The sequence below is a fragment of the Kaistia sp. SLG-1 genome (assembly GCF_059699055.1).
Window position 1 is genome coordinate 110,510 of record NZ_AP048544.1, and the last position, 24,826, is coordinate 135,335.

The following is a 24,826-nucleotide window of genomic DNA, read 5'->3' on the forward strand; positions in this document are numbered from 1 at the left end:
GACCCTCTGCCGTCTGTACAGCGCCGCGACGAGCCGATATGAGAACGGTTCAAAGATTATGGAGACGAAACATGGCGACGGGTACCGACAAACTGGTCACGGTTTTCGGAGGCTCAGGCTTTATCGGCCGTCATGTCGTGCGCGCGCTCGCCAAGCGCGGCTGGCGCGTGCGGGTCGCCGTGCGCAGGCCCGATCTCGCCGGCCACCTGCAGCCGCTCGGCGCCGTTGGCCAGATCATGCCGGTGCAGGCCAATCTGCGCTATCGCTGGTCGGTCGATCGCGCCGTTGAAGGCGCCGACGCGGTCGTGAACCTGGTCGGCATCCTGGCCGAAAGCGGCCGCCAGAACTTCTCGGTGCTGCACAATTTCGGCGCCCGCGCCGTCGCCGAGGCGACCCGCGCCGCCGGCATCAAGACGCTGGTGCACCAGTCGGCGCTCGGCGCCGATCCGAAGTCTCCGTCGGCCTATGCCCGCACCAAGGCGCTGGGCGAGGCGGCCGTGCTGGAGACCCTGCCGGGCGCCGTCATCTTCCGCCCGTCGATCGTCTTCGGGCCGGAGGACAATTTCTTCAACCGCTTCGGCGATCTCGCCCGCATCTCGCCCTTCCTGCCGCTGATCGGCGGCGGCGCGACGAAGCTGCAGCCGGTCTTCGTCGGCGATGTCGCCGAGGCGATCGCGCGCGCCGTCGACGGTGAGCTCGCGGGCGGCACCATCTATGAGCTCGGCGGACCCGAGGTGAAGACCTTCCGCGGCTGCATGGAGCTGCTGCTGGCCGAGATCGAGCGCAAGCCGCTCCTGGTCTCCGTGCCGTGGTCTGTGGCGCATTACGGCGCCTCGATCGCGCAGTGGCTGCCGAAGCCGCTCCTGACGGTCGACCAGGTCCGGCTCCTGAAGCAGGACAACATCGTCTCGGTCGCCGCCGAGGCGGAGGGCCGCACGCTGACCGGCATCGGCATCAATCCGAGCAACCTGCTCGCCGTCCTGCCGGCCTACCTGCAGCGCTTCAAGCCGCACGGCCAGTTCGACCACAAGCGCACGGCCTGACCCGGCGCTTCTTCGATCGGTACAAAAAAGCCCTCGCCAGTCATCTGGCGAGGGCTTTTTGCTGGGCGGATGGCAGCCGGTCTCAGCCGAAGGTGAGCACGGCGGCGAGGCCGATGGCGCCGATGACGATGCGCCAGTAGGCGAAGGGCGCGAAGCCGCGCTGGCTGACAAAATCGAGCAGCCGGCGGACGACGAAGACGCCGGCGATGAAGGCGGCGATGAAGCCGACGACGATGTTCCAGGCGCCGGCGGTCGTGATCTGGTCGTGCGTCTTGTAGAGGTCGTAGGCGAACGCCCCGACCATGGTCGGCATCGCCAGGAAGAACGAGAACTCCGCCGCCGAGCGCTTGTCGCTGCCGAACAGCATCGCCGCGACGACCGAGGCGCCGGAGCGCGACACGCCGGGCACCATGGCCAGGCACTGGGCGAAGCCGATGCCAAGATACATGCCGAGCGAGAAGTCCATGGCGTTGTGATAGCGCGGCTTGAGGTCGAGCCGGTCGACGATGAGGAGCACGAAGCCGCCGAGGATCAGCATGGTGCAGATCAGGATCGGGCTTTCGAACAGCACCTGCTTGATGAAGCCATGCGCCGCGGCGCCGATGACGGCCGCGGGCAGGAAGGCGAGCAGGATGCCGAACACGAAGCGGCGGGTGCGCGGATCGGAGGGGAGATCGTGCACGATCTTCAGCAGCCGCCCGAAATAGACGGTCAGGATGGCCAGGATGGCGCCGAGCTGGATCAGCACTTCGAAGGCGCGGCCCGGGCTGTCGAAGCCGAGGAAGTGCCCGGCCAGCAGCAGATGGGCGGTCGAGGAGACGGGAATGAATTCCGTGAGGCCCTCGATCAGGCCGAGCACAAGCGCGTCCAGCAAACCTGGGATATCCATCATCGCTCCTGCGATTGCTGTTGAGGTTTAAACGGCGATTCGGCTTGATACTCGCCACAATCGAGGCCTATATGCGGGCGCTCAAGCCGTTCTCGCAATTTCTTTTGTCGCGGCAGAATCGCCCCGCATCCCCCAGTCTCGACCTGCGTAGCCGATGCCATTTCTTCACCATCATCCGTTTTCCCCAGCCTCCCGCTACGCCCGCCTCGTGCTGGCGGAGTATGACGAGACCGTCGAATTCGTCGAAGAGAAGCCCTGGGTGCGCAACGCGTCGCTCCTGGCCCTCAATCCGGCCGGCACGCTGCCGGTTTTCATCGATGACAATGAGTCCGTGGTGGCCGGCGGATCGGTGATCACCGAATATCTGGTAGAGACCAAGGGCGCGCGCATGGGCGAGGTCCGGCTGATGCCGGAGCACGCCGCCGATCGCGCCGAGGTCCGCCGCCTGGTCGAGTGGTTCGCCGGCAAGCTCCATGGCGAGGTGACCGGCTATCTCATCAACGAGAAGATCTACAAGCGGCAGATGAAGACGGGCGAGGGCAATACGTCGCCCGATCCGGCGGCAATCCGCGCCGCCCGCGCCAATATCCGCTATCATGTCCAGTATATCGGCTATCTGGCGGCACGGCGGAACTGGCTGGCCGGGCGCGAGCTGACGCTCGCCGATTTCGCCGCCGCCGCCGAGATCTCCTGCATCGACTATCTTGGCGAGGTGCCATGGGAGGCGGACGAGGCGGCGAAGGCGTGGTACGCCCGGGTGAAGTCGCGGCCGTCCTTCCGGCCGCTGCTGAGCGACGTGGTGCGGGGCGTGCCGCCGGCGGTGCACTACGCCGACCTGGACTTCTGAGCCCCGATCCCTCCGCCCCCGGCGCGCTGAGCGCCAAGCAGCTCGCGGCGGAAAAGGCGCGGCTGATCGCCGATGCGCTGGCCGAGGGCTTCAGCGTCGTGCGCATCACCGGGCCGGACTCCATCCCGCTGGCGCCGGAGCGGCTGCAGAGCTTCCTCGAGGATGGCCATCACGGCAGCATGGCCTGGATGGCGGAGACGGCCGAGCGCCGCGCCGATCCGCGCGTGCTCTGGCCGGATGTCCGCTCGGTCGTCATGCTGGGCCTGAACTACGGCCCCGAGGAAGATCCCCGCGCGCTGCTCGGCGAGCCGGATCGCGGCAACATCTCCGTCTACGCCCGCAATCGCGACTACCACGACATCATCAAGGGCAAGCTGAAGCTGCTCGCCGGCCGGCTGGCCTCGCGCACCGGCCATGAGGTCAAGGTCTTCGTCGATACGGCGCCGGTGATGGAGAAGCCGCTCGGCGAGGCGTCCGGCCTCGGCTGGCAGGGCAAGCACACCAATCTCGTCTCGCGCGAGTTCGGCTCCTGGCTGTTCCTCGGCTCGATCTTCACCGCGCTGGAACTGCCGGTCGACCCGCCCGAACGGGATCATTGCGGCAAGTGCCGGGCCTGCCTCGACGCCTGCCCGACCAATGCCTTCCCGACGCCCTATCGCATCGATGCGCGGCGCTGCATCTCCTATCTGACGATCGAGAATGCCGGACCGATCCCGCGCGAGTTCCGCGCCGCCATGGGCAACCGTATCTATGGCTGCGACGATTGCCTCGCCGCCTGCCCCTGGAACAAGTTCGCCAAGGCGTCGTCGGAGATGAAGCTGAAGGCGCGGCCGGAATTCGAGGCGCCACGCTTGGGCGATCTCGCCGCGCTCGACGATCCGGCGTTCCGGGCGCTGTTCTCCGGCTCGCCGGTGAAGCGCATCGGCCGCGACCGCTTCGTCCGCAACGTGCTGGTGGCGATCGGCAATTCGGGCGACGCGTCGCTGCTGCCGGCGGTGCGGACCCTGCTCGGCGATCCCGCCGCGGTCGTCAGGGGCGCGGCGGTCTGGGCGCTGTCCAGGCTGGCGCCGGACGCGTTTGTGTCCGCGCGGATCGAGGCGATCGCACGCGAGGACGACGAGGCCGTGAAAGACGAATGGCGGGCCCTGGGACCCGCCATCGGATAGTCGTGTGTGGGACCGGCGGCTACGCCGCTCAGCCCTTCAGGACTTTCTTCTCGGCGACCGTCGTGTCGGCGTTGAGGCGGTAGACGATCGGCACGCCGGTCTCGAGCTCGCGCTCCAGGATCTCGGCGGGCGTCAGGCCTTCGAGCGCCATGATCAGAGCGCGCAGCGAATTGCCGTGCGCCGCGACGATGACCTTCTCGCCGCGCATGACCGGCGGCAGGATGTTGAAGATGTAGTAGGGCCAGACGCGGGCGCCCGTGTCCTTCAGCGACTCGCCGCCGGGCGGCGGCACGTCATAGGAACGGCGCCAGATCTTGACCTGCTCCTCGCCCCACTTGGCGCGCGCATCGTCCTTGTTGAGGCCGGAGAGGTCGCCATAGTCGCGCTCGTTCAGCGCCTGGTCGCGGATGGTCTGGAGGTCCGGCTGGCCGAGCTCGCCGAGGATCAGCTTCAGCGTGTGCTGGGCGCGGGAGAGTTCCGAGGTGAAGGCGACGTCGAAGGAGAGGTCGAGGCCCTTGAGGCGCTTGCCGGCGGCCGTCGCCTCGGCGACGCCCTGTTCCGTCAGCGCCGGGTCGCGCCAGCCGGTGAACAGGTTCTGCAAGTTCCATTCACTCTGGCCATGGCGAACGAGCACGAGAAGGCGATCCATACGGAAGGCTCCTTTAGGGGTCAGTCGGTGAAGCCGAGCACGTCGGCCATGGAATAGCGGCCGGGCTTGCGGCCGTGGGCCCAAAGCGCCGCCTTGATGGCGCCGCGGGCGAAGAGGGCGCGGTCGGAGGCGTGATGCGACAGCGTGATCATCTCGCCCTCGCCGGACAGCATCACGGAATGGTCGCCGATGACGCTGCCGCCGCGCAAGGTCGCGAAGCCGATCGTGCCGCGTTCACGCGGGCCGGTGATGCCGTCGCGGACGCGGACGGAATGCGAGGCGAGGTCGATGTCGCGGCCCTCGGCCGCGGCCTGGCCGAGCATCAGCGCGGTGCCGGACGGCGCGTCAACCTTGTGACGATGGTGCATCTCCAGCACCTCGATGTCGAAATCCGCGTCGAGCGCGCGAGCCGCCTGGCGCACCAGCTGCGCCAGCAGATTGACGCCGAGGCTCATATTGCCGGCCTGGACGATCACCGCGTGGCGGGCGGCCGCGTCGATCGCGGCGTGATCGTCGACCGAAAGGCCGGTGGTGCCGATGACGTGGACGATGCGGGCCTGGGCGGCGATCTCGGCAAAGCCGAGGGTAGCGACGGGCGCGGTGAAATCGAGCACGCCCTGGGCGCTTGCGAAAACCGGCAGCGGATCGTCGGTGATCGCAACGCCGAGCGGCGGCAGGCCGGCGATCACGCCGGCATCCTGGCCGAGGAAGGGCGAACCCTCGCGCTCGATCGCCCCGACGACGGCGACGCCCTCGGTCTCGGTGACGGTCCGGATCAGCGTCCGGCCCATGCGGCCGGCGGCGCCGACGATGACGAGACCCATATCGGGCATAACGGTTTCCCCCGGTTCAAAGCGCATATAGCAGGCTGGTCGCCTGCGCGGGAAGGGGTGGCGGCCTAGATCGCCGAGGCGACTTCGATTTCCGAGAGAATGGCCTTGGCGGCGGCCTTCGGATCGGCCGCCTCGAGGATCGGCCGCGCCACGACTAGGTGGTCGGCACCCGCCCGGATCGCCGCGGCCGGCGTCGCGACCCGCTTCTGGTCGCCGACGATCGAGCCGGCGGGGCGGATGCCGGGGGTGACGATCGCCATGCCGGCGCCGACGACGGCGCGCATGGCGCCGGCCTCTTCCGGCGAGCAGACGATGCCGCTCATGCCGGCCGCCCGCGCGTCGGCGGCGCGCCGCGCCACCAGCTCGGCCGGGTTGGTGGCATAGCCGGCGGCGGCGAGATCGGCCTCGTCCATCGAGGTCAGCACGGTGACGGCGAGCAGGCGAAGGTCGCTGGTGCCCTTGCCCTTTACGGCGGCGCGCATCGCCTTCGGATAGGCGTGGATGGTGCAGAAATGCATGCCGAGCTTGGCGATGTTCTGCACGGCGTGCTCGACGGTGTTGTCGATGTCGAGCAGCTTGACGTCGAGGAAGACCTTCTTGCCCTGGTCGACGAGGCGCTCGGCGAAGGTGAGGCCGCCGGCGAAGCAGAGCTGCAGGCCGACCTTGTAGAAGGTGACGGTGTCGCCGAGCGTCGCCACCATCTCTTCCGCCGCGTCGACGGTGGGCAGGTCGAGGCCGACGATCAGGCGGTCACGGATGTCGAGCAGGGGCATGGTCGGGCCTCATGGTTCAGCGGCCGTGCGGGCGGCGCAACAATATCAATTCGCGCGGCGAGGCACGCAGGGCAATGGCGGTTCGATGGGGTCGAGGCCGACCGGCTCGGGGAGAGCCGGCTCAGTGGGTCCGCCGATAGACCCAGACGCGGGCCGGCGGCACGTTCTTCATGACCCAACCGGTGTGGGTTGTCGAGAACTGGGCGGGATCAGGCGGGATCGGCGAGGCGAGGCTGTAGGAAAACTGGATAAAAGGCCGGTCCGGCGTCAGCCGGTCGAAGGCGTCGTCGATCAGCTTGTGCCGGCGGGCCGGCGGCTGGGTGATCAGCGGCAGGCTGGAGACGACGGCGCTGACCGGCCCAACGATGCCGCGATCCCTGAGGATCTTGTCCATGGCGTAGGCGTCGCCCTGGACGATCGTCACGCCCGGGAAGCGCTTTTCGAGCAGCCGGCAGAATTCGGCGCTGTATTCGATCGAGATGATCCGCTCCGGCGCCACGCCGCGCTCGAGCAGCGCCTGGGTGACGACGCCGGTGCCTGGTCCGAGCTCGATCACCGGCAGCGTGTCGTTCGGATCGACGAAGCTCGCCATCAGCTTGGTCAGCGCCTTGCCCGAGGGGCTGACGGCGCCGATCGAGAGCGGCTTGCCCATCCAGCTTCGAAAAAAGCGGACCTCATCGGCAACGAGCGCTTTCAGCTTTCGCATCTGGATAGAGGACATGACGGCCCCGAATGGTTGAGATTACGGACTATGCGCCACGCATCGCGGCAATCCTGTGACGCACGAGCCTCTCAGCTGCCGCCGAAGAAGTCCCGGATCCGGGCGAAGAAGCCGGCGGATTCCGGGTTGGTCTCTTCGGACGAGGCCTTCTCGAATTCCTCGAGCAGTTCACGCTGGCGGCGCGACAGGTTGCGAGGCGTTTCGACGACGACCTGGATGTACATGTCGCCCATCTGGCTCGAACGCAAGACGGGCATGCCCTTGCTCTTCAGGCGGAACTGCTTGCCGGTCTGGGTGCCTTCCGGAACCTTGACGCGGGTCTTGCCGCCATCGACCGTCGGCACGTCGAACTGGCCGCCCAGCGCCGCCGTCGTCAGCGAAATCGGCACCCGGCAGAAGATGTCGGCGCCCTCGCGCTGGAACAGGCTGTGCGGCTTCACCGACAGGAAGAGATAGAGATCGCCGGCCGGGCCGCCGCGCAATCCGGCCTCGCCCTCGCCCGAGAGGCGGATGCGGGTGCCGTCCTCGATGCCGGCGGGAATGTTGACGGAGAGCGTGCGCTCCTGCGTCGTGCGGCCGGAGCCGGCGCATTTGTCGCAGGGGTCGGAGATGATCTCGCCGCGTCCCTGGCAGGTCGGGCAGGTGCGCTCGATCGAGAAGAAGCCCTGCGCCGCGCGCACGCGGCCATGGCCGTCGCAGGTGGTGCAGACCTTCGGGTGCGATCCCGGCTTGGCGCCGGTGCCGGAGCAGGCCTCGCAGGCGATCTTGGTCGGGACATGCACTTCCGCGGTCTTGCCGGAGAAGGCTTCCTCGAGGGTGATCTCCATGTTGTAGCGAAGGTCGGCGCCGCGCTCGCGGCCGCCCGAGCGCTGGCCGCCGCCGCTGCGGCGCCCGCCACCCATGAACTCGCCGAAGATGTCGTCGAAGATGTCCGACATCGAAGAGGAGAAATCGCCGGAGAAGCCGGGTCCGCCGCCGCCATTCTCGAAGGCGGCATGGCCGAAGCGGTCATAGGCTGCCCGCTTCTGCGGGTCCTTCAGCATCTCGTAGGCTTCGTTGATTTCCTTGAACTTCGCCTCGGCAGTGTGATCACCCGGGTTCTTGTCGGGATGGTACTGCATCGCGAGCTTGCGGAAGGCGACCTTCAGGCCCTTGTCGTCACAATCGCGCGCGACGCCCAGCAGCTCATAGTAATCGATTTTTGCCATGCGGCGCCCGTGGTGAAAGCGAGCCGAAACTCAAGAGAGTGGCACAAACGGTGCCATACCGTGATAGAGGCCCGGCGCGGTACGCCGGGCCTCCCTGTTCTCGCGAAGACCGATCAGTGGGTCTTCTTGTCGTCGTTGACTTCCTCGAAGTCCGCGTCGACCACATCGTCCGAACCGGCCGCCTCGGGATTGCCCTGGCTGCCGTCGGCCTGCTGGGCCGCGTACATCGCCTCGCCGAGCTTCATCGAAGCCTGGGCCAGCGTGTTGGTCTTCTGCTCGATCGCTTCCGGATCGTCGCCCTCGAGCGCCGTCTTCAGATCGGCGATCGCGGTTTCGATCGTCGACTTGTCGGCGGCCGAGATCTTCGAGCCGAACTCGCCGAGCGACTTCTCGGTCGAATGCACCAGCGCTTCGCCCTGGTTCTTCGCCTCGACGACCGCGCGACGCTTCTTGTCCTCGGCGGCGTGGCTCTCGGCGTCCTTGACCATCTTCTCGATGTCGGCGTCGGAAAGACCACCCGAGGCCTGGATGCGGATCTGCTGCTCCTTGCCGGTGCCCTTGTCCTTTGCCGAGACGTTGACGATGCCGTTGGCGTCGATGTCGAAGGTGACCTCGATCTGCGGCACGCCACGCGGCGCCGGCGGCAGGCCGACGAGATCGAACTGGCCGAGCATCTTGTTGTCGGCCGCCATCTCGCGCTCGCCCTGGAAGACGCGGATCGTCACGGCGGACTGGCTGTCCTCGGCCGTCGAGAAGACCTGGCTCTTCTTGGTCGGGATCGTGGTGTTGCGTTCGATCAGGCGCGTGAACACGCCGCCGAGCGTCTCGATGCCGAGCGACAGCGGGGTCACGTCGAGCAGCAGCACGTCCTTGACGTCGCCCTGCAGAACGCCGGCCTGGATCGCGGCGCCCATGGCGACGACTTCATCCGGGTTGACGCCCTTGTGCGGCTCCTTGCCGAAGAACTGCTTCACGATCTCCTGGATCTTCGGCATGCGGGTCATGCCGCCGACCAGAACCACTTCGTCGATCTCGCCGGCCGAGAGGCCCGCATCCTTGAGCGCCGCCTTGCAGGGCGCCACGGTCCGCTGCACCAGATCGTCGACCAGCGCCTCGAACTTCGAGCGGGTCAGCTTGATCGCGAGGTGCTTCGGGCCCTTGGCGTCGGCGGTGATGAAGGGCAGGTTGATCTCGGTCTGCTGCGCCGACGAAAGCTCGATCTTGGCCTTCTCCGCCGCTTCCTTCAGGCGCTGCAGCGCCAGCTTGTCGCCGCGCAGGTCGATGCCCTGCTCGCGCTTGAACTCGTCGGCGAGGTAGCCGACCAGGCGCATGTCGAAGTCTTCGCCGCCGAGGAAGGTGTCGCCATTGGTCGACTTCACCTCGAAGACGCCGTCGCCGATCTCGAGGATCGAGATGTCGAACGTGCCGCCGCCGAGGTCATAGACCGCGATCGTCTTGCCGTCGTTCTTGTCGAGGCCGTAGGCGAGTGCCGCCGCCGTCGGCTCGTTGATGATGCGCAGCACCTCGAGGCCGGCGATCTTGCCGGCGTCCTTGGTGGCCTGACGCTGGGCGTCGTTGAAATAGGCCGGAACCGTGATCACGGCCTGCTCGACCGGCGTACCGAGGAAGGATTCGGCCGTTTCCTTCATCTTCTGCAGGATGAAGGCCGAAATCTGGGCCGGGGAGTACTTCTCGCCCTCGACCTCGACCCAGGCGTCGCCATTCGGACCCTTGACGATGTTGTAGGGGACGAGATGCTTGTCCTTCTCGACCATCGGGTCGTCATAGCGGCGGCCGATCAGGCGCTTCACCGCGAAGAAGGTGTGTTCGGGATTGGTGACCGCCTGGCGCTTCGCCGGCTGGCCGACCAGTTTCTCGCCGTCGTCCGTGAACGCGACCATGGACGGCGTCGTGCGCGCGCCCTCGGCGTTCTCGATGACCTTCGGCGTTTTGCCGTCCATGACGGCGAGACAGGAATTCGTCGTTCCGAGGTCGATACCGATGACCTTAGCCATATTCTCTCTCCTTTCGGCTGGCCGTGCGGACCCTCTTGGAGGCTTCCGCCGTGCCGGGCAGGTGCCCGAACGGCCCCCATGAACACTACGATTTGCGTGGTCTCGGCGAACGGGCCGGCCTGCGCAGGTTCTGGGCGTATATAAGAAGATGCCTAAACGGCCGCAAGTCGGCTCTCAGCCTGATGTCGGCGGGACGCTACGAACCAAGGGAGGCAAGCCCGGAAATGCCATCTTCCACCGGAGAGAACACCCTGCTGGACGGGTTTCGCCTGGTTCCCGGGCGGCTCGACCGGACGGCGCAGGAGGCGCTGCGGGACGCGATCCGCGCCGTGGCAGTGGAAGCGCCCCTCTACCGCCCGACCATGCCGCGAACCGGCAAGCCGTTCTCGGTCCGCATGACCAATTGCGGGCCCCTCGGCTGGGTTTCCGACCAGAGCGGCTATCGCTACCAGCCGACCCATCCCGGGACCGGCCGGCCCTGGCCCGCCATTCCCGAGGTGCTGCTTTCGCTCTGGAAGGAGCTCGCGGACTATCCGCATCCGCCGGAGGCCTGCCTGGTCAATTTCTACGAGGCCGAGGCGCGGATGGGGCTGCACCAGGATTCCGACGAGGCGGAGTTCGCCGCGCCCGTCCTTTCGGTATCACTCGGCGACAGCTGCCTGTTCCGCATCGGCGGCCTCGACCGCCGCGACCCGACCCGCTCGCTTCGCCTCGCCTCCGGCGACGTGCTGCTGCTCGGCGGCGCGTCGCGCCTCGCCTTTCACGGCGTCGACCGGATCTATCCGGGCACGTCGACCCTGCTGGCGCAGGGCGGGCGCATCAATCTGACGCTTCGCCGGGTGACCAAGCCCGACGAAAGCCCTGAATGGTGATGAAAGTCTTGGACGATAATGAAAGTCTTGGACGATCGGGAATAGTTGGTTAACAAGGCCGCTCAGACGACGAGGCAGCGTCCTGTGGGGGGATATATCGTGCCGGAATCGAACACCGTTCTCATTGTGACCGACATTCAGAACGACTTTCTGCCGGGCGGCGCGCTCGCGGTGGACGATGGCCACGCCATCGTTCCGCTCGTCAACCGGCTCGCCCGCGGCTTCCAGAACGTCGTCATCACGCAGGACTGGCATCCGGCCGGCCACATCTCGTTCGCCTCCAGCCATGCCGGCCGCGCCCCATTCGAGACGATCGGGCTGCGCTATGGACCGCAGGTGCTCTGGCCGGATCACTGCGTCCAGGGCACGCAGGGCGCGGCGCTGGCATCGGGCCTCGACATCCCGCACGCCCAGCTGATCCTGCGCAAGGGCTATCACGCCCACACCGACAGCTACTCGGCCTTCTTCGAGGCGGACCGCAAGACGCCGACCGGGCTCACCGGCTATCTGTTCGAGCGCAACATCGAACACGTCTTCGTCGTCGGCCTGGCGCTCGATTTCTGCGTGTCGTGGACGGCGCAGGACGCGCGGGCGCACGGCTTCCAGACCACGGTGGTCGAGGACGCCTGCCGCGCCATCGATACGCAGGATTCGCTGGCCGAAGCGATCGCGGTGATGGATCGCGCCGGCATCCACCGGATCCAGTCGGTCGGCCTGCCCGGCTGAGGCTTCAGCGCCGCGCTAGTTCCCTGTAGTCCGCCAGCGTCGCCTCGGAGGCGATCAGGCCGGCGAAGCGGTCGGCATTGTCCCGGACGAAAGCGGGCAGCTTTGCCGCCGGGTCGAGGCGCGGCGTGGCGTCGCCGCCATTTGCGGCCGCGCGCTCCAGGACATCGGCGATCAGGCCGATGATCACGGCTTCGCTCTCCATGTCCGGCCGGATATGCGAATAGGCCATCATCTTCTCGCGCACGGCGGCGGGGCCGTTCATCGAGGTGAAGTGCCAGCCGGCGTCGGGCACGCGGATCCAGGGGCGCGGCCGTACGCCAAACACCATCCGCTTCCACTGCCGCAGGACCGAGAGGATCCGCTTTTCCTTCGGCGCCCAGCCAGGGCCGCCGGAGCGCAGCGACTGCAGCCGGCGGATGTCGCCGTAGCGGCCCATGCGCGGCTTGTCCCACCCGGTCGAGACCAGAAGGTTCAGGAAGTAGATGTAGTAGTCCATCTCGAGCAGATGGACGGCCTTCGGTCCGTTCGCCCGGACGATCGCCTCGATCGCGCTCGCGCGCGGGATCTCGTCGACGTCGCAGAGGATGACGTAGTCGTCGGGCGCGGCGCCGCGCAGGCCGCGCGCCAGCGCGTCGCGCTGGAAGCGCTCCTTCACGAAGTAGTGGCGCTCCTTGTTGCCGCCGCCGAGCGGCAGGTCGTCGACGACGACATGCTCGATCTTGGGAAGGAACCGCGCAAAGCGTTCGCGGTTCTCCTGGAAGACGAGCGGCTTCGGCTGGCCGCGGAAGGTGTAGGGCGACTCGCACAGCACGAAGCGGTCGACGATGCCGTCGAGTTCGTTCAGCCGCACCTCCAACAGATCGAGTTCGTTGAAGAAGGTGAAGCAGTCGTAGACTTTCGGCATCGCGGGGTCCGACGGTTGGCGTTCGTCCGCCTCTTTAGCCGCCCACGTTGAAGGCCGCCAGTGCCGCCATGTTGACGATGTCGCTGTCGCGCGCGCCGAGCGAGAGGATCTGCACCGGCTTGTCGAGGCCGACGAGCAGCGGCCCGATCACCGTGGCCCCGCCCAGCTCCTGCAGCATCTTGGTCGAGATCGAGGCCGAGTGGAACGCCGGCATGACCAGCACGTTGGCCGGACCCGACAGGCGGCAGAACGGATAGGCCGCCATCGCCTTCTGGTTCAGCGCCACGTCGGCCGCCATCTCGCCGTCGAACTCGAAGCCGACGCGCCGGCGCTCGAGGATCTGCACCGCCTCGCGGACATGGCGGGAGCGTTCGCTCTCCGGCTGGCCGAAGGTGGAATAGGCCAGCATGGCGACGCGCGGCTCGTAGCCGAGGCGCTTGGCGACGCCGGCCGCCTCGACGGCGATGTCGGCCAGTTCCTCGCCCGTCGGCATGTCGTGCACCGCCGTATCGGCGACGACGACGGTGCGGCCGCGGATCAGCGCGATCGACACGCCGATGACACGATGGCCGGGGCGGGTGTCGATCACCTTGCGCACGTCGTGCAGGACGGTCGAATAGTTGCGCGTCACGCCCGAGACCATGGCGTCGGCGTCGCCGAGCGCCACCATGGTGGCGCCGAAATAGTTGCGGTCGGTGTTGATCAGGCGCTGGCTGTCGCGATGCAGGTAACCCTGCCGCTGCAGCCGGGCATAGAGGAAGTCGATATAGGCCGGGTTGCGCTTCGACAGCCGCGCATTGTGGATTTCCATCCCGTCGACAAGCTCGATGCCGGCGTTCGCCGCCGTCTCGCGGATGATGTCCTCGCGGCCGATCAGGATCGCCTTGCCGAGTTCCTGCGACACGAAGCTGGAGGCGGCGCGGATCACCTGCTCTTCCTCGCCCTCGGCGAAGACGACGCGCTTCGGATTGCGGCGGACGCGCTCGTAGATCCGCGCCAGCGTGCCGACGATCGGGTCGCGGCGGGCCGAGAGCTGGATCTTGTAGGCGGCCATGTCCTCGATCGGCTTGCCGGCGACGCCACTGTCCATCGCGGCCTGGGCGACCGCGGCGGGGATGTCGGAGAGCAGGCGCGGATCGAACGGCACCGGAATGATGTAGTGCGGCCCGAAGCGGGGACGGACGCCCTGATAGGCGGCGGCGACCTCGTCGGGAACGTCCTTGCGCGCCAGGGCGGCAAGGGCGTTGGCCGCCGCGATCTTCATGTCCTCGTTGATCGTCGTGGCGCGCACGTCGAGCGCGCCGCGGAAGATGTAGGGGAAGCCGAGGACGTTGTTGACCTGGTTCGGATAGTCGGAGCGGCCGGTCGCCATGATGGCGTCGTCGCGGATCTCGGCCACTTCCTCCGGCGTGATCTCGGGATCGGGATTGGCCATGGCGAAGATGATCGGCTTCGGCGCCATCGAGCGCACCATGTCCGGCGTCAGGGCGCCCTTGGCCGAGACGCCGAAGAAGATGTCGGCGCCCTTCATCGCGTCTTCGAGGGTGCGCGCGTCGGTCGGCGTCGCATGCGCCGTCTTCCACTGGTTCATGCCCTCGGTGCGGCCCTGGTAGACCACGCCCTTGGTGTCGCAGAGGATGACGTTCTCGGCCGGCATGCCCATCGCCTTGACCAGCTCGATGCAGGCGATGCCGGCGGCGCCGGCGCCGTTGCAGACGAGGCGGGTCGTCTTGATGTCGCGGCCGGTCAGGTGCAGCGCGTTGATCATGCCGGCGGTGGCGATGATCGCCGTGCCGTGCTGGTCGTCATGGAAGACGGGAATGTCCATCAGCTCGCGCAGCCGGCTCTCGATGACGAAGCAGTCGGGCGCCTTGATGTCTTCGAGATTGATGCCGCCGAAGGACGGGCCCAGATAGCGGACCGAGTTGACGAAGGCGTCGACATCCTCGGTGTCGAGCTCGAGATCGATCGAATCGATGTCGGCGAAGCGCTTGAACAGGACGGCCTTGCCCTCCATCACCGGCTTCGAGGCGAGCGGGCCCAGATTGCCGAGGCCGAGGATGGCGGTGCCGTTCGAGATGACGGCGACCATATTGCCGCGCGTCGTGTAGTCGTAGGCGAGCGCCGGGTTCTCGGCGATCGCCTTCACCGGCACGGCGACGCCGGGCGAATAGGCGAGCGACAGGTCGCGCTGCGTCGCCATCGGCTTGGTCGGCGTGATTTCGAGTTTGCCCGGCCGCCCCTGGGCGTGGAAATCCAGCGCCTCCTTGTCGGTGAGCACGGGGCCGCTTTTGGCGGGACGTTTGGTCTCGGTCATGGGATGGGGCTCGGCGTAGGCGTTTCCAGGGGGCGGACGGCATTCGCCGTCTCAGATTGTGGACCGCGACGATATCACCGGTTTTTGTGATCTCAAGTGCGATCACCCCGCGCGCGAGGGTGAAACACCTTCAACGTTTTGCTAGCGTCCCCGCCATGCTCTCACCCGATCCCGCCCCCGACGCCACGCTTCCCCGGCCCACGCCGATGATGGAGCAGTATCTCGAGATCAAGACCGCCAATCCGGGCAGCCTGCTGTTCTACCGGATGGGCGACTTCTACGAACTGTTCTTCGACGATGCCGAGGTCGCGTCGCGCGCGCTCGGCATCACGCTGACGAAGCGCGGCAAGCATCTCGGCGAGGACATCCCGATGTGCGGCGTGCCGGTGCATGCCGCCAACGACTATCTGCAGAAGCTGATCTCGCTCGGACACCGCGTCGCCGTCTGCGAGCAGCAGGAAGATCCGGCCGAGGCGAAGAAGCGCGGCGGCAAGTCCGTGGTGAAGCGCGGCGTCGTCCGCCTCGTCACGCCGGGCACGCTGACCGAGGACACGCTGCTCGACGCCGGTCGCAACAATTATCTCGCCGCGGTGGCGCGGCTGCGCGGCGCGGCGGCGGATGGCAGCGACCGCTTCGCCATCGCCTGGATCGACATCTCGACCGGCGATTTCCGCCTGGCGGAGACCGACCAGACGCGGCTCTCGGCCGACATCGCCCGCGTCGATCCGCGCGAGCTGCTCGTTCCCGACAGCTTCTTCGCCGACGAGGACCTCGGTCCGTTCGTGCGCGAACTCCCCGTCTCGGTGACGCCGCTTCCGGGCGCGTTCTTCGACGGTTCGACCGCCGGCACGCGGCTCGCCGCCTATTTCGGCGTCGGCACGCTGGACGGCATCGGTTCCTTCTCCCGCGTCGAGCTTTCGGCCGCGGCCGCGGCGCTTGCCTATGTCGAGAAGACGCAGATCAGCGAGCGGCCGCCGCTCGCCCGGCCGATCCGCGAGAGCGACGGCGCCGTCATGCTGATCGACGCGGCGACGCGCGCCAATCTGGAACTGGTCCGGACGCTTTCCGGCGAGCGGCGCGGCAGCCTGCTCGCGGCGATCGATCGGACCGTGACGGGCCCTGGTTCGCGCCTGCTCGCCGAACGGCTCGCCAGCCCCTCGACCGATCCGGAGCTGATCGAACGCCGCCTCGATGCGCTCGATCACATGCTGAAGCTCGGGCGACGGCGCACCGTCATCCGCGAGGCGCTCGGCGCCAGCCCGGATCTCGCCCGCGCCCTGTCGCGCCTGTCGCTCAATCGCGGCGGCCCGCGCGATCTCGCCGGCATCCGCTACGGCCTCGATGCGGCGGCGCGGCTCGCGGCGACGCTCGGCGAGGACGGGTCGGCCCTGCCGGACGAGCTGGTCGCCGCCCGCGCGTCGCTCGCCGACGCGCCGCATGATCTCGCCGCCGAGTTCGCGGCGGCGCTCGCCGACGAGCTGCCGCTCCTGAAGCGCGACGGCGGCTTCGTCCGCCCCGGCTACGACGCCGATCTCGACACCACGCGGGCGCTGCGCGACGAAAGCCGCCAGGTGATCGCGGGCCTGCAGGCGACCTATGCGGCCGAGACCGACATCAAGGCGCTGAAGATCAAGCACAACAACGTGCTCGGCTATTTCATCGAGGTGCCGCAGCAGCATGGCGAGCGGCTGCTGGGCGCCGATTTCGCCGGCCGCTACATCCATCGCCAGACCATGGCCGGCGCCATGCGCTTCATCACCACCGAGCTTGCCGACCTCGAGGCGAAGATCGCTTCGGCCGGCGACCGTGCGCTGGCGATCGAGCAGGCCACCTTCGACGCGCTGCTCGCCCATGTCGTCGGCGTGGCCGATCGGCTGCGCGCCGTCGCGGCGGCGCTCGCCGTCATCGACGTCACGGCCGCGCTGGCGACGCTGGCCGAGACCGACAATTATGCCCGGCCGGTCGTCGACCGCTCGCTGGCCTTTGCCATCAAGGGCGGCCGCCATCCGGTCGTCGAGCAGGCGCTGAAGCGCGACGGCGGCGCCGCCTTCGTCGCCAATGGCTGCGACCTCGGCGCCCGCAAGGATGGCAAGCCCGGCCTGATCTGGCTGATCACCGGCCCGAACATGGCCGGTAAATCGACCTTCCTGCGCCAGAACGGGCTGATCGCCATCCTGGCGCAGATCGGCTCCTACGTGCCGGCCGAGAGCGCCCATCTCGGCATCGTCGACCGCCTGTTCAGCCGCGTCGGCGCCGCCGACGATCTCGCGCGCGGCCGGTCGACCTTCATGGTCGAGATGGTCGAGACGGCGGCGATCCTCAACCAGGCGACCGACCGCTCGCTTGTTATCCTCGACGAGATCGGCCGCGGCACGGCGACCTTCGACGGCCTGTCGATCGCCTGGGCGGCGATCGAGCATCTGCATGAGGTCAACCGCGCCCGCGGCCTGTTCGCGACGCACTATCACGAGCTGACGGCGCTGTCGCAGCGGCTCGACCGGCTGGAGAACGCCACCGTCCGGGTCAAGGAATGGAACGGCGACGTCGTCTTCCTGCACGAGATCGTCGCCGGCGCGGCCGATCGCTCCTACGGCATCCAGGTGGCGAAGCTCGCCGGCCTGCCGCCCTCCGTGGTGGCGCGGGCACGCGACGTGCTCTCGCACCTGGAAGAAACCGACCGCAAATCGCCGGCGGCGACGCTGATTGACGATCTGCCGCTATTTGCCGCGCTCGCCGTCAAACCGCAGCCTGTCGTGGCGGAAGACCCGCTCGGCCCGGTCCTCGACGGGTTGCAGCCGGACGAAATGACCCCGCGACAGGCGCTGGAGGCGCTCTACAGCCTGAAAGCGGCGCGGGCGCAGAATCGCTGACCCGCCGGGGCCGGAGCCGCGCCGACGCGACTATTGGCGCGGGTCCGAAAAGCGGTCTAGGTTTCGGCCACTTGCCACGATCCAGGGCCGATCGCCTCCATGACCACCAGATCCGACACCGCGCTCCTCGACGGCCCCTCGCTCGCCGAGGAACTCCATGCGATGGCGCCGGGGCTGGATAAATCGGCGCTGCGGTCGGCCGTTCTCGCCCATCTGAAGCAGACGATGAAGGCCGGCCGGGCCGAGGCCGAGGCGCAGCTGATCGCCGACGGTCATGGCAGCGCCTGCGCCCGTCGCCTGTCGCGCCTGCAGGACGAGATCATCGGCGCGATCTACGAGGTGGCGGTCCGCCACGTCTATCCGGCCGAGAACCCGACCTCGGCCGAACGCATGGCGCTGGTGGCGGTCGGCGGCTATGGCCGCGGCATGCTGGCACCCGGCTCCGACATCGATCTCCTGTTCGTGCTGCCCTACAAGCAGACGCCCTGGGGCGAGAGCGTCGTCGAGTTCGTGCTCTACATGCTGTGGGATCTCGGCCTGAAGGTCGGCCACGCCACCCGCAATGTCGACGAATGCATCCGCCTGTCGCGCGGCGACATGACGATCCGCACCGCCATCCTGGAAGCGCGCTTCCTCTGGGGCGACCGGCATCTCTTCGACGAACTGACCCAGCGCTTCGACACCGAGGTGGTGAAGGGCACCGGGCCGGAATTCATCGCGGCCAAGCTCGCCGAGCGCGACGATCGTCACCGCAGGCAGGGCGCCTCGCGCTATGTGGTCGAGCCGAACGTCAAGGAAGGCAAGGGTGGCCTGCGCGATCTGCACACGCTGTTCTGGATCGCCAAATATTTCTACCGCGTCCGCTCCGGCGACGCGCTGGTCGAGGCGGGGCTGTTCTCGCGCTCGGAGATGGCGCTATTCCGCAAGTCGGAGGATTTCCTCTGGTCGGTGCGCTGCCATCTGCACTTCCTGACCGGGCGGCCGGAGGAGCGGCTCTCCTTCGACGTGCAGCGCGAGATGGCGGTCCGCCTCGGCTACACCTCGCATCCGGGCATGAAGGATGTCGAGCGCTTCATGAAGCACTACTTCCTGGTCGCCAAGGATGTCGGCGACCTGACGATGATCTTCTGCGCCGGTCTGGAGGAGGAGAACGCCAAGCCGACGCCGCTCCTGAACCGGTTCTTCACCTTCGGCTCCCGCCGCCGCCATCGCAAGATCACCGGCTCCAGCGATTTCGTCGTCGAGCACGACCGCATCAACATGGCTTCGCCGGACGTCTTCAAGCGCGATCCGGTCAATCTGATCCGCATCTTCCATCTGGCCGACAAGCACAACCTCGCCTTCCATCCCGACGCGATGAAGCAGGTGACGCGCTCGCTGAAGCTGATCGACGCGAAGCTGCGCGACGATCCGGAGGCCAACCGCCTGTTCCTGGAGCTGGTCGCCTCGCGCAACCAGCCCGAGGTGGTGCTGCGGCGGATGAACGAGGCGGGCGTGCTCGGTCGCTTCGTGCCTGACTTCGGCAAGGTCGTCGCGATGATGCAGTTCAACATGTACCACCACTATACGGTGGACGAGCATCTGATCCGCTCGATCGGCGTGCTGTCGGAGATCGACGCCGGCGACCGCGCCAGCGAGCATCCGCTCGCCAATTCGGTGATGCCGACGATCCAGGACCGCACCGCGCTCTATGTCGCGATGTTCCTGCACGACGTCGCCAAGGGCCGGCCGGAGGATCATTCGATCGCCGGCGCCCGGGTGGCGCGCAAGCTCTGCCCGCGCCTCGGCCTGACGCCGGCGCAGACCGAGACGGTTGCCTGGCTGATCGAGCATCACCTCCTGATGAGCATGACGGCGCAGTCGCGCGATCTCGGCGACCGCAAGACGATCCAGGATTTCGCGGCCGTGGTGCAGAGCCTGGAGCGGCTGAAGATGCTGATGGTGCTGACCATCGCCGACATCAAGGCGGTCGGCCCCGGCGTCTGGAACGGCTGGAAGGGGCAATTGCTGCGCACGCTCTACTACGAGACCGAGCCCTTGCTCACCGGCGGTCACAGCCAGGTCTCGCGCGACGAGCGCGTCGCCGCCGCCAAGGCGGAGCTGGCCGAGGCGCTGGCCGACTGGCCGGCCAAGGAGCTCGACACCTATCTCGATCGTCACTATCCGGCCTACTGGCTGCGCGTCGACCTGCCGCGCAAGATCGCGCATGCGGCGCTGATCCGCGACGCCGACCGCTCCGGCAGGACGCTGGCGACGGCGGTCACGACCCGCGCCTTCGAGGCGATCACCGAGATCACCGTTCTTGCGCCCGACCATCCGCGCCTGCTCTCGATGATCGCCGGCGCCTGCACTGCCGCCGGCGGCAACATCGTCGACGCGCAGATCTTCACCACGACCGACGGGCTCGCGGTCGACACCATCTTCATCGCGCGCGAATTCGAGACCGACGCCGAGGAGACGACGCGGGCGCTCAAGGTCGGTGCGCTGATCGAGCAGGCGCTTTCCGGCGCCGTGGCGCTGCCGGAGGCGATCGCCAAGAAGGCGAAGTCGCGCGCCCGCATCAAGGCCTTCACCGTCGAGACGCAGATCCTGCTCGACAATTCCTGGTCGAACCAGTTCACCGCGATCGAGGCCTCCGGGCTCGACCGGCCGGGCCTGCTCTACGACCTGACCCGCTCGATCTCGGATCTGAACCTGAACATCGCTTCGGCCCATATCGTCACCTTCGGCGAGCGGGCGGTCGACGTCTTCTACGTCACCGATCTGACCGGCCGGAAGGTGATGAACGCCAATCGCGAGGCGAGTATCCGCCGTCGCCTGCATCAGGCGTTCGAGGGCCTGCCGCCGGCGGAGAAGCCGGCCGCGAAGAAGGCCGGCTGAGGCGGAAAGCGGTCGCGCGCGGCTTCGTTTGCGAAAGCGCGCGACGGGAAGGCGGCGGCGGTCGCTCGGCCTTCGCTTTGCCTTGATTTTCTCGCAACCAAGGGTCTAACTCGGCCCGCTCGCGGGCGCGGGCGACGTGTTCCTCCTTCCGATCCGCCAGGTGGCAATGTCTCTCCTGAAAAACTTTGTCACCGTCGGTGGTTCGACGACATCGAGCCGGCTTCTCGGCTTCGTCCGCGACATGTTCATGGCGGCGGCGCTCGGCACCGGGCCGGTGGCGGACGCGTTCATGGTCGCTTTCCGCTTCCCAAACCTGTTCCGGCGGCTGTTTGCCGAAGGCGCTTTTTCCTCCGCCTTCATTCCGTTGTTCGCCGGCAAGCTCGAGGCCGAGGGCCGCGACGCGGCCAAGGAGTTTGGTTCGGAGGCGCTGTCGGCGCTGTTCGCCTTCCTGATCGTGCTGACGGTGATCGCGCTGATCGCCATGGTGCCGCTCATGTACATCATGGCGCCGGGCTTCGTGTCGGATCCGTCGAAATTCGATCTCGCGGTGCTGCTCACCCGGATCTCGTTCCCCTATCTGACGCTGATCTCGCTGCTGGCGCTCTATAGCGGCGTGCTGAACGCGGAAGGGCGCTTCATGGCGGCGGCGATGGCGCCGGGCCTTCTCAATGTCGTGCTGGTGGCGGCGCTCGCCTACATCCTGTTCTACAAGCTGGAGAACACGGCCGAGGCCGGTATCCTGCTCTCCTGGGCGACGCTGATCGGCGGCGTCTTCCAGCTGGCCGTCGTCGTCTTCGATGCCTGGCGGACGGGCATGCTCTTGAAGCTGCGCTGGCCGCGCCTGACGGCAGGGGTTCGCCGGCTGACGACGCTCGCCGTGCCCGGGATGATCGCCGGCGGCGTCACCCAGATCAACATCGTCATCGGCACGATGATCGCCTCCTTCGCGCCGGGCGCCATCGCCATCCTCGGTTATGCCGACCGCCTGTATCAGCTGCCGCTCGGCATCGTCGGCGCCACCATCGCCGTCGTCATGCTGCCGGACCTGTCGCGCCATGTCCGTTCCGGCCGCACGGATCTGGTCCATTACACGCAGAACCGCAGCCTCGAATTCGCGATGACGCTGACGCTTCCGGCGGCGATCGCGCTGTTCGTGCTGGCCAAGCCGATCGTGCAGGTTCTGTTCCAGCGTGGCGAGTTCGGGCCGGAGGACACGCTGGCCACCGCCCACACGCTGATGGGCTATGCCGTCGGCCTGCCGGCCTTCGTGCTGATCAAGGTGTTGTCGCCCGGCTTCTTCGCCCGCGAGGACACCAAGACGCCGATGTGGTTCGCCGCCATCGGCGTTGCCGTCAACATCGTCGGCTCGCTGGCGCTGTTCCCGTCGCTCACCTATGTCGGCATCGCCATCGCCACCAGCATTTCCGGCTGGGTCAATGCGGCGCTGCTCGGCTGGGCGCTGCACAAGCGCGGGCACTTCCTCTTCGACGACAAGGTACGGCGCAACCTGCCGATGGTGCTGGTCGCGGCGATGGCGATGGGGCTTTCCGTCTTCCTCGTCGCCTGGTGGGCGGAGCCTTATTTCGCCGACCAGCGCATCCTGTTCCGCGCCGCCGCGATGGGCACGATCTGCGCGATCGGGCTGGTGCTGTTCGCCATGTTCTGCCAGCTGACCGGCGTCGTGCATTTCGGCACCATCCTCGGCAAGCTTCGCAACCGTAGGAGTCGCTAACCTTCCGCGCTTGCGCGCATTGCAACGCCGCGCCATAACGCGCCGGAAAAACGGGGTTTCTGATGACCGAATTCAAGACGCGCATCTTTTCCGGCGTCCAGCCGACCGGCAATCTCCATCTCGGCAACTATCTCGGCGCGATCGTCAACTTCGTCGCCCTGCAGCACGAGAACGAGTGCATCTACTGCGTGGTCGACATGCACGCGATCACCGTCTGGCAGGAGCCGACCGAGCTGGCGCGGCAGATCCGTGAGGTGACGGCCGCCTTCGTCGCCGCCGGCATCGACCCGGTCAAGAACGTCGTCTTCAACCAGAGTCAGGTTTCCGCCCATGCGGAACTCGCCTGGATCTTCAATTGCGTCGCGCGCATCGGCTGGATGAACCGCATGACGCAGTTCAAGGACAAGGCCGGCAAGGACAAGGAGAACGCCTCGCTCGGCCTCCTCGCCTATCCGAGCCTGATGGCCGCCGACATCCTCGCCTACCAGGCGACGCATGTGCCGGTCGGCGAGGACCAGAAGCAGCATCTCGAGCTGACGCGCGACATCGCGCAGAAGTTCAACAACGACTATGCCGAGTCGATCGCAGCCCACGGCTTCGGCGACGCTTATTTCCCGATCACCGAGCCGGTCATCACGGGCCCGGCGACCCGCATCATGTCGCTGCGCGACGGCTCGAAGAAGATGTCGAAGTCGGACCCGTCCGACTATTCGCGCATCAACCTGACCGACGACGCCGATGCGATCGCGCAGAAGATCCGCAAGGCGAAGACCGACGCCGAGCCGCTGCCGAGCGAAGTCGAGGGCCTGAAGGGTCGTCCCGAGGCGGACAATCTGGTCGGCATCTACGCCGCGCTCTCCGGCCTTTCCAAGGACGCCGTCCTCGCCCAGTTCGGCGGCCAGCAGTTCTCCGGCTTCAAGCCGGCGCTGGCCGATCTCGCGGTCGAGAAGCTCGGTCCGGTCGGCGGCGAGATGCGTCGCCTGATGGCCGATCCCGGTCATATCGACGCGATCCTCGCCGACGGCGCGGCGCGGGCCGACGCCATAGCCCGGCCGATCCTCAACGGCGTGAAGGACGTCGTCGGCTTCATCCGGCGCAAGTCGTAAGGCAAGTCGTAAGCGCATGGCGCGGTCCGGCGTCTTGCGGCGCCGTTCCGCCGATGGCAGCATTGAAGCATGCTGATGAAGCGAAAGAGCACCGAGGCCGGTCACCGCCGCAAGTTCCTGGCGGTGATCGACGATACGCCCGAATGCTCGCGCGCCGTGATCTATGGCGCGCGGCGGGCGGAGCGGACCAGCGGCGCGCTGGTCCTGCTCTATGTGATCGAGCCGTCCGGCTTCCAGCACTGGATCGGCGTCGAGAACATCATGCGCGCCGAGGCGATGGAGGAGGCGGAGACGACGCTCGGCCGATTCGCCGACCTCGCCAGGCGCCATTCCTCGATCGAGCCGGAAATGGTCATCCGCGAAGGCACGCGGGCCGAGCAGATCACGGCGCTGATCGAGGAGGACGAGGACATCGCGATCCTGGTTCTCGCCGCCGGCACGGACAAGGAAGGGCCGGGTCCGCTCGTTTCCTCGATCGCCGGCAAGCACTCGGCGACCTTCCCGGTGCCGATTACCATCGTGCCGGGCACGCTTTCCGACGACGACATCGCCGCCATCGCTTGAAACCTGACCCCAAGACTACGATTTTGACGGCGAGGTCGTGTTTCCGCTTGGACGGACCCGCGACACTGGCTATCATGCCATTCTAGAAATCTTCTAAACAAGTTCGGACGGAGCCCGCATCATGTTCATCCAAACCGAAGCGACGCCGAATCCGTCGACCTTGAAGTTCCTGCCCGGTCGGCTCGTCCTGCCGGAGAGCACCGCCGATTTCCGCGACGCCGACGAGGCCGAGCGGTCGCCGCTGGCCGAGCGCCTGTTCGCCGTCAACGGCGTCGCCGGCGTGTTCCTCGGCCACGACTTCATCAGCGTGACCAAGAAGGACGGCGAGTGGCAGCACATGAAGCCCGCCATCCTCGGCGCGATCATGGAGCACTTCATGGCCGGCGTGCCGGTCATGGCGACGCTGAAGCCGCATGCTGGCGACGAGGAATTCTTCGACGAGGGCGATGCCGAGCTGGTCGAGACCATCAAGGAGCTGATCGAGACGCGCGTGCGTCCCGCGGTCGCCCAGGATGGCGGCGACATCACCTTCCAAGGTTACCGGGACGGCGTCGTCTATCTCAACATGCGCGGCTCGTGCCAGGGCTGCCCGTCCTCGACGGCGACGCTGAAGCACGGCATCCAGAACCTGCTGCGTCACTTCGTACCTGAAGTGCGCGAGGTCGAGGCCGTTTCCTGATCGGGAACGCTCGACAGCGCGGCTCTCTGGCA

Annotated in this window: 20 protein-coding genes; 11 read left to right on the forward strand and 9 right to left on the reverse strand. The window is 67.4% G+C overall.

Annotation, left to right across the window (positions count from 1 at the left end):
- Positions 1 to 71 precede the first annotated feature (71 nt).
- Complete coding sequence (locus tag AC6HZP_RS00515; protein ID WP_497524982.1) at positions 72 to 1,043, forward strand: complex I NDUFA9 subunit family protein; 972 nt, start codon at positions 72 to 74, stop codon at positions 1,041 to 1,043.
- Between the two features lie 82 nt (positions 1,044 to 1,125).
- Here the strand turns inward: AC6HZP_RS00515 and AC6HZP_RS00520 are convergent, their stop codons facing one another.
- Entirely contained in the window at positions 1,126 to 1,932 is an 807-nt protein-coding gene (locus tag AC6HZP_RS00520; RefSeq protein WP_497524983.1) for an undecaprenyl-diphosphate phosphatase, read from the reverse strand.
- 154 nt (positions 1,933 to 2,086) lie between these two features.
- On the opposite strand from AC6HZP_RS00520, the gene AC6HZP_RS00525 reads away from it, so the two are divergent.
- Together AC6HZP_RS00525 and queG are read left to right on the forward strand one after the other, a co-directional pair.
- Complete coding sequence (locus tag AC6HZP_RS00525) at positions 2,087 to 2,779, forward strand: glutathione S-transferase family protein (RefSeq protein ID WP_201401584.1); 693 nt, start codon at positions 2,087 to 2,089, stop codon at positions 2,777 to 2,779.
- Complete coding sequence (queG, locus tag AC6HZP_RS00530; protein WP_497526712.1) at positions 2,776 to 3,945, forward strand: tRNA epoxyqueuosine(34) reductase QueG; 1,170 nt, start codon at positions 2,776 to 2,778, stop codon at positions 3,943 to 3,945. The genes AC6HZP_RS00525 and queG overlap by 4 nt, the downstream gene beginning before the upstream one ends.
- A gap of 28 nt (positions 3,946 to 3,973) precedes the next feature.
- Here queG and AC6HZP_RS00535 read toward each other — a convergent pair whose 3' ends face one another.
- The 6 genes from AC6HZP_RS00535 to dnaK form a co-directional block, all read right to left on the reverse strand.
- On the reverse strand, positions 3,974 to 4,594 hold the full coding sequence (locus tag AC6HZP_RS00535) for a 2,3-bisphosphoglycerate-dependent phosphoglycerate mutase (protein WP_201401585.1): 621 nt from the start codon (positions 4,592 to 4,594) through the stop codon (positions 3,974 to 3,976).
- A gap of 20 nt (positions 4,595 to 4,614) precedes the next feature.
- Entirely contained in the window at positions 4,615 to 5,427 is an 813-nt protein-coding gene (gene dapB / locus AC6HZP_RS00540; protein ID WP_497524984.1) for a 4-hydroxy-tetrahydrodipicolinate reductase, read from the reverse strand.
- Positions 5,428 to 5,492: 65 nt separating this feature from the next.
- On the reverse strand, positions 5,493 to 6,200 hold the full coding sequence (pyrF, locus tag AC6HZP_RS00545; protein ID WP_497524985.1) for an orotidine-5'-phosphate decarboxylase: 708 nt from the start codon (positions 6,198 to 6,200) through the stop codon (positions 5,493 to 5,495).
- A 121-nt stretch (positions 6,201 to 6,321) separates the two neighbouring features.
- Entirely contained in the window at positions 6,322 to 6,921 is a 600-nt protein-coding gene (locus tag AC6HZP_RS00550) for a class I SAM-dependent methyltransferase (RefSeq protein WP_201401588.1), read from the reverse strand.
- Between the two features lie 71 nt (positions 6,922 to 6,992).
- On the reverse strand, positions 6,993 to 8,129 hold the full coding sequence (gene dnaJ / locus AC6HZP_RS00555; RefSeq protein WP_201401589.1) for a molecular chaperone DnaJ: 1,137 nt from the start codon (positions 8,127 to 8,129) through the stop codon (positions 6,993 to 6,995).
- Between the two features lie 113 nt (positions 8,130 to 8,242).
- Positions 8,243 to 10,294 carry a molecular chaperone DnaK gene (dnaK, locus tag AC6HZP_RS00560; protein ID WP_256434836.1) on the reverse strand — a complete coding sequence of 684 codons (2,052 nt, stop codon included), beginning with the start codon at positions 10,292 to 10,294 and terminating at the stop codon, positions 8,243 to 8,245.
- 74 nt (positions 10,295 to 10,368) lie between these two features.
- On the opposite strand from dnaK, the gene AC6HZP_RS00565 reads away from it, so the two are divergent.
- The gene (locus AC6HZP_RS00565; RefSeq protein ID WP_497524986.1) at positions 10,369 to 11,016 is read left to right on the forward strand and encodes an alpha-ketoglutarate-dependent dioxygenase AlkB family protein; all 648 of its coding nucleotides are present in this window, start codon (positions 10,369 to 10,371) and stop codon (positions 11,014 to 11,016) included.
- Between the two features lie 84 nt (positions 11,017 to 11,100).
- Positions 11,101 to 11,742 carry a bifunctional nicotinamidase/pyrazinamidase gene (gene pncA, locus AC6HZP_RS00570; RefSeq protein WP_244669684.1) on the forward strand — a complete coding sequence of 214 codons (642 nt, stop codon included), beginning with the start codon at positions 11,101 to 11,103 and terminating at the stop codon, positions 11,740 to 11,742.
- 4 nt (positions 11,743 to 11,746) lie between these two features.
- Here the strand turns inward: pncA and AC6HZP_RS00575 are convergent, their stop codons facing one another.
- Together AC6HZP_RS00575 and AC6HZP_RS00580 are read right to left on the reverse strand one after the other, a co-directional pair.
- Positions 11,747 to 12,646, reverse strand: a complete 900-nt coding sequence (locus AC6HZP_RS00575; protein ID WP_497524987.1) for a glycosyltransferase family 17 protein — start codon at positions 12,644 to 12,646, stop codon at positions 11,747 to 11,749.
- A 34-nt stretch (positions 12,647 to 12,680) separates the two neighbouring features.
- Complete coding sequence (locus tag AC6HZP_RS00580) at positions 12,681 to 14,963, reverse strand: NADP-dependent malic enzyme (RefSeq protein WP_201401593.1); 2,283 nt, start codon at positions 14,961 to 14,963, stop codon at positions 12,681 to 12,683.
- Between the two features lie 206 nt (positions 14,964 to 15,169).
- Between AC6HZP_RS00580 and mutS the strand changes: the two genes are divergently transcribed.
- The 6 genes from mutS (at position 15,170) to AC6HZP_RS00610 (ending at position 24,794) form a co-directional block, all read left to right on the forward strand.
- Positions 15,170 to 17,833: a DNA mismatch repair protein MutS gene (mutS, locus tag AC6HZP_RS00585; RefSeq protein ID WP_497526713.1), complete on the forward strand. Its 2,664-nt coding sequence runs from the start codon at positions 15,170 to 15,172 to the stop codon at positions 17,831 to 17,833.
- 90 nt (positions 17,834 to 17,923) lie between these two features.
- Positions 17,924 to 20,713, forward strand: a complete 2,790-nt coding sequence (locus AC6HZP_RS00590) for a [protein-PII] uridylyltransferase (protein ID WP_497526714.1) — start codon at positions 17,924 to 17,926, stop codon at positions 20,711 to 20,713.
- Between the two features lie 166 nt (positions 20,714 to 20,879).
- On the forward strand, positions 20,880 to 22,445 hold the full coding sequence (gene murJ / locus AC6HZP_RS00595; RefSeq protein ID WP_201401595.1) for a murein biosynthesis integral membrane protein MurJ: 1,566 nt from the start codon (positions 20,880 to 20,882) through the stop codon (positions 22,443 to 22,445).
- 62 nt (positions 22,446 to 22,507) lie between these two features.
- On the forward strand, positions 22,508 to 23,551 hold the full coding sequence (gene trpS / locus AC6HZP_RS00600) for a tryptophan--tRNA ligase (RefSeq protein WP_497524988.1): 1,044 nt from the start codon (positions 22,508 to 22,510) through the stop codon (positions 23,549 to 23,551).
- A 69-nt stretch (positions 23,552 to 23,620) separates the two neighbouring features.
- The gene (locus tag AC6HZP_RS00605; protein ID WP_201401597.1) at positions 23,621 to 24,115 is read left to right on the forward strand and encodes a universal stress protein; all 495 of its coding nucleotides are present in this window, start codon (positions 23,621 to 23,623) and stop codon (positions 24,113 to 24,115) included.
- Between the two features lie 121 nt (positions 24,116 to 24,236).
- On the forward strand, positions 24,237 to 24,794 hold the full coding sequence (locus AC6HZP_RS00610) for a NifU family protein (protein WP_201401598.1): 558 nt from the start codon (positions 24,237 to 24,239) through the stop codon (positions 24,792 to 24,794).
- Positions 24,795 to 24,826: the final 32 nt, after the last annotated feature.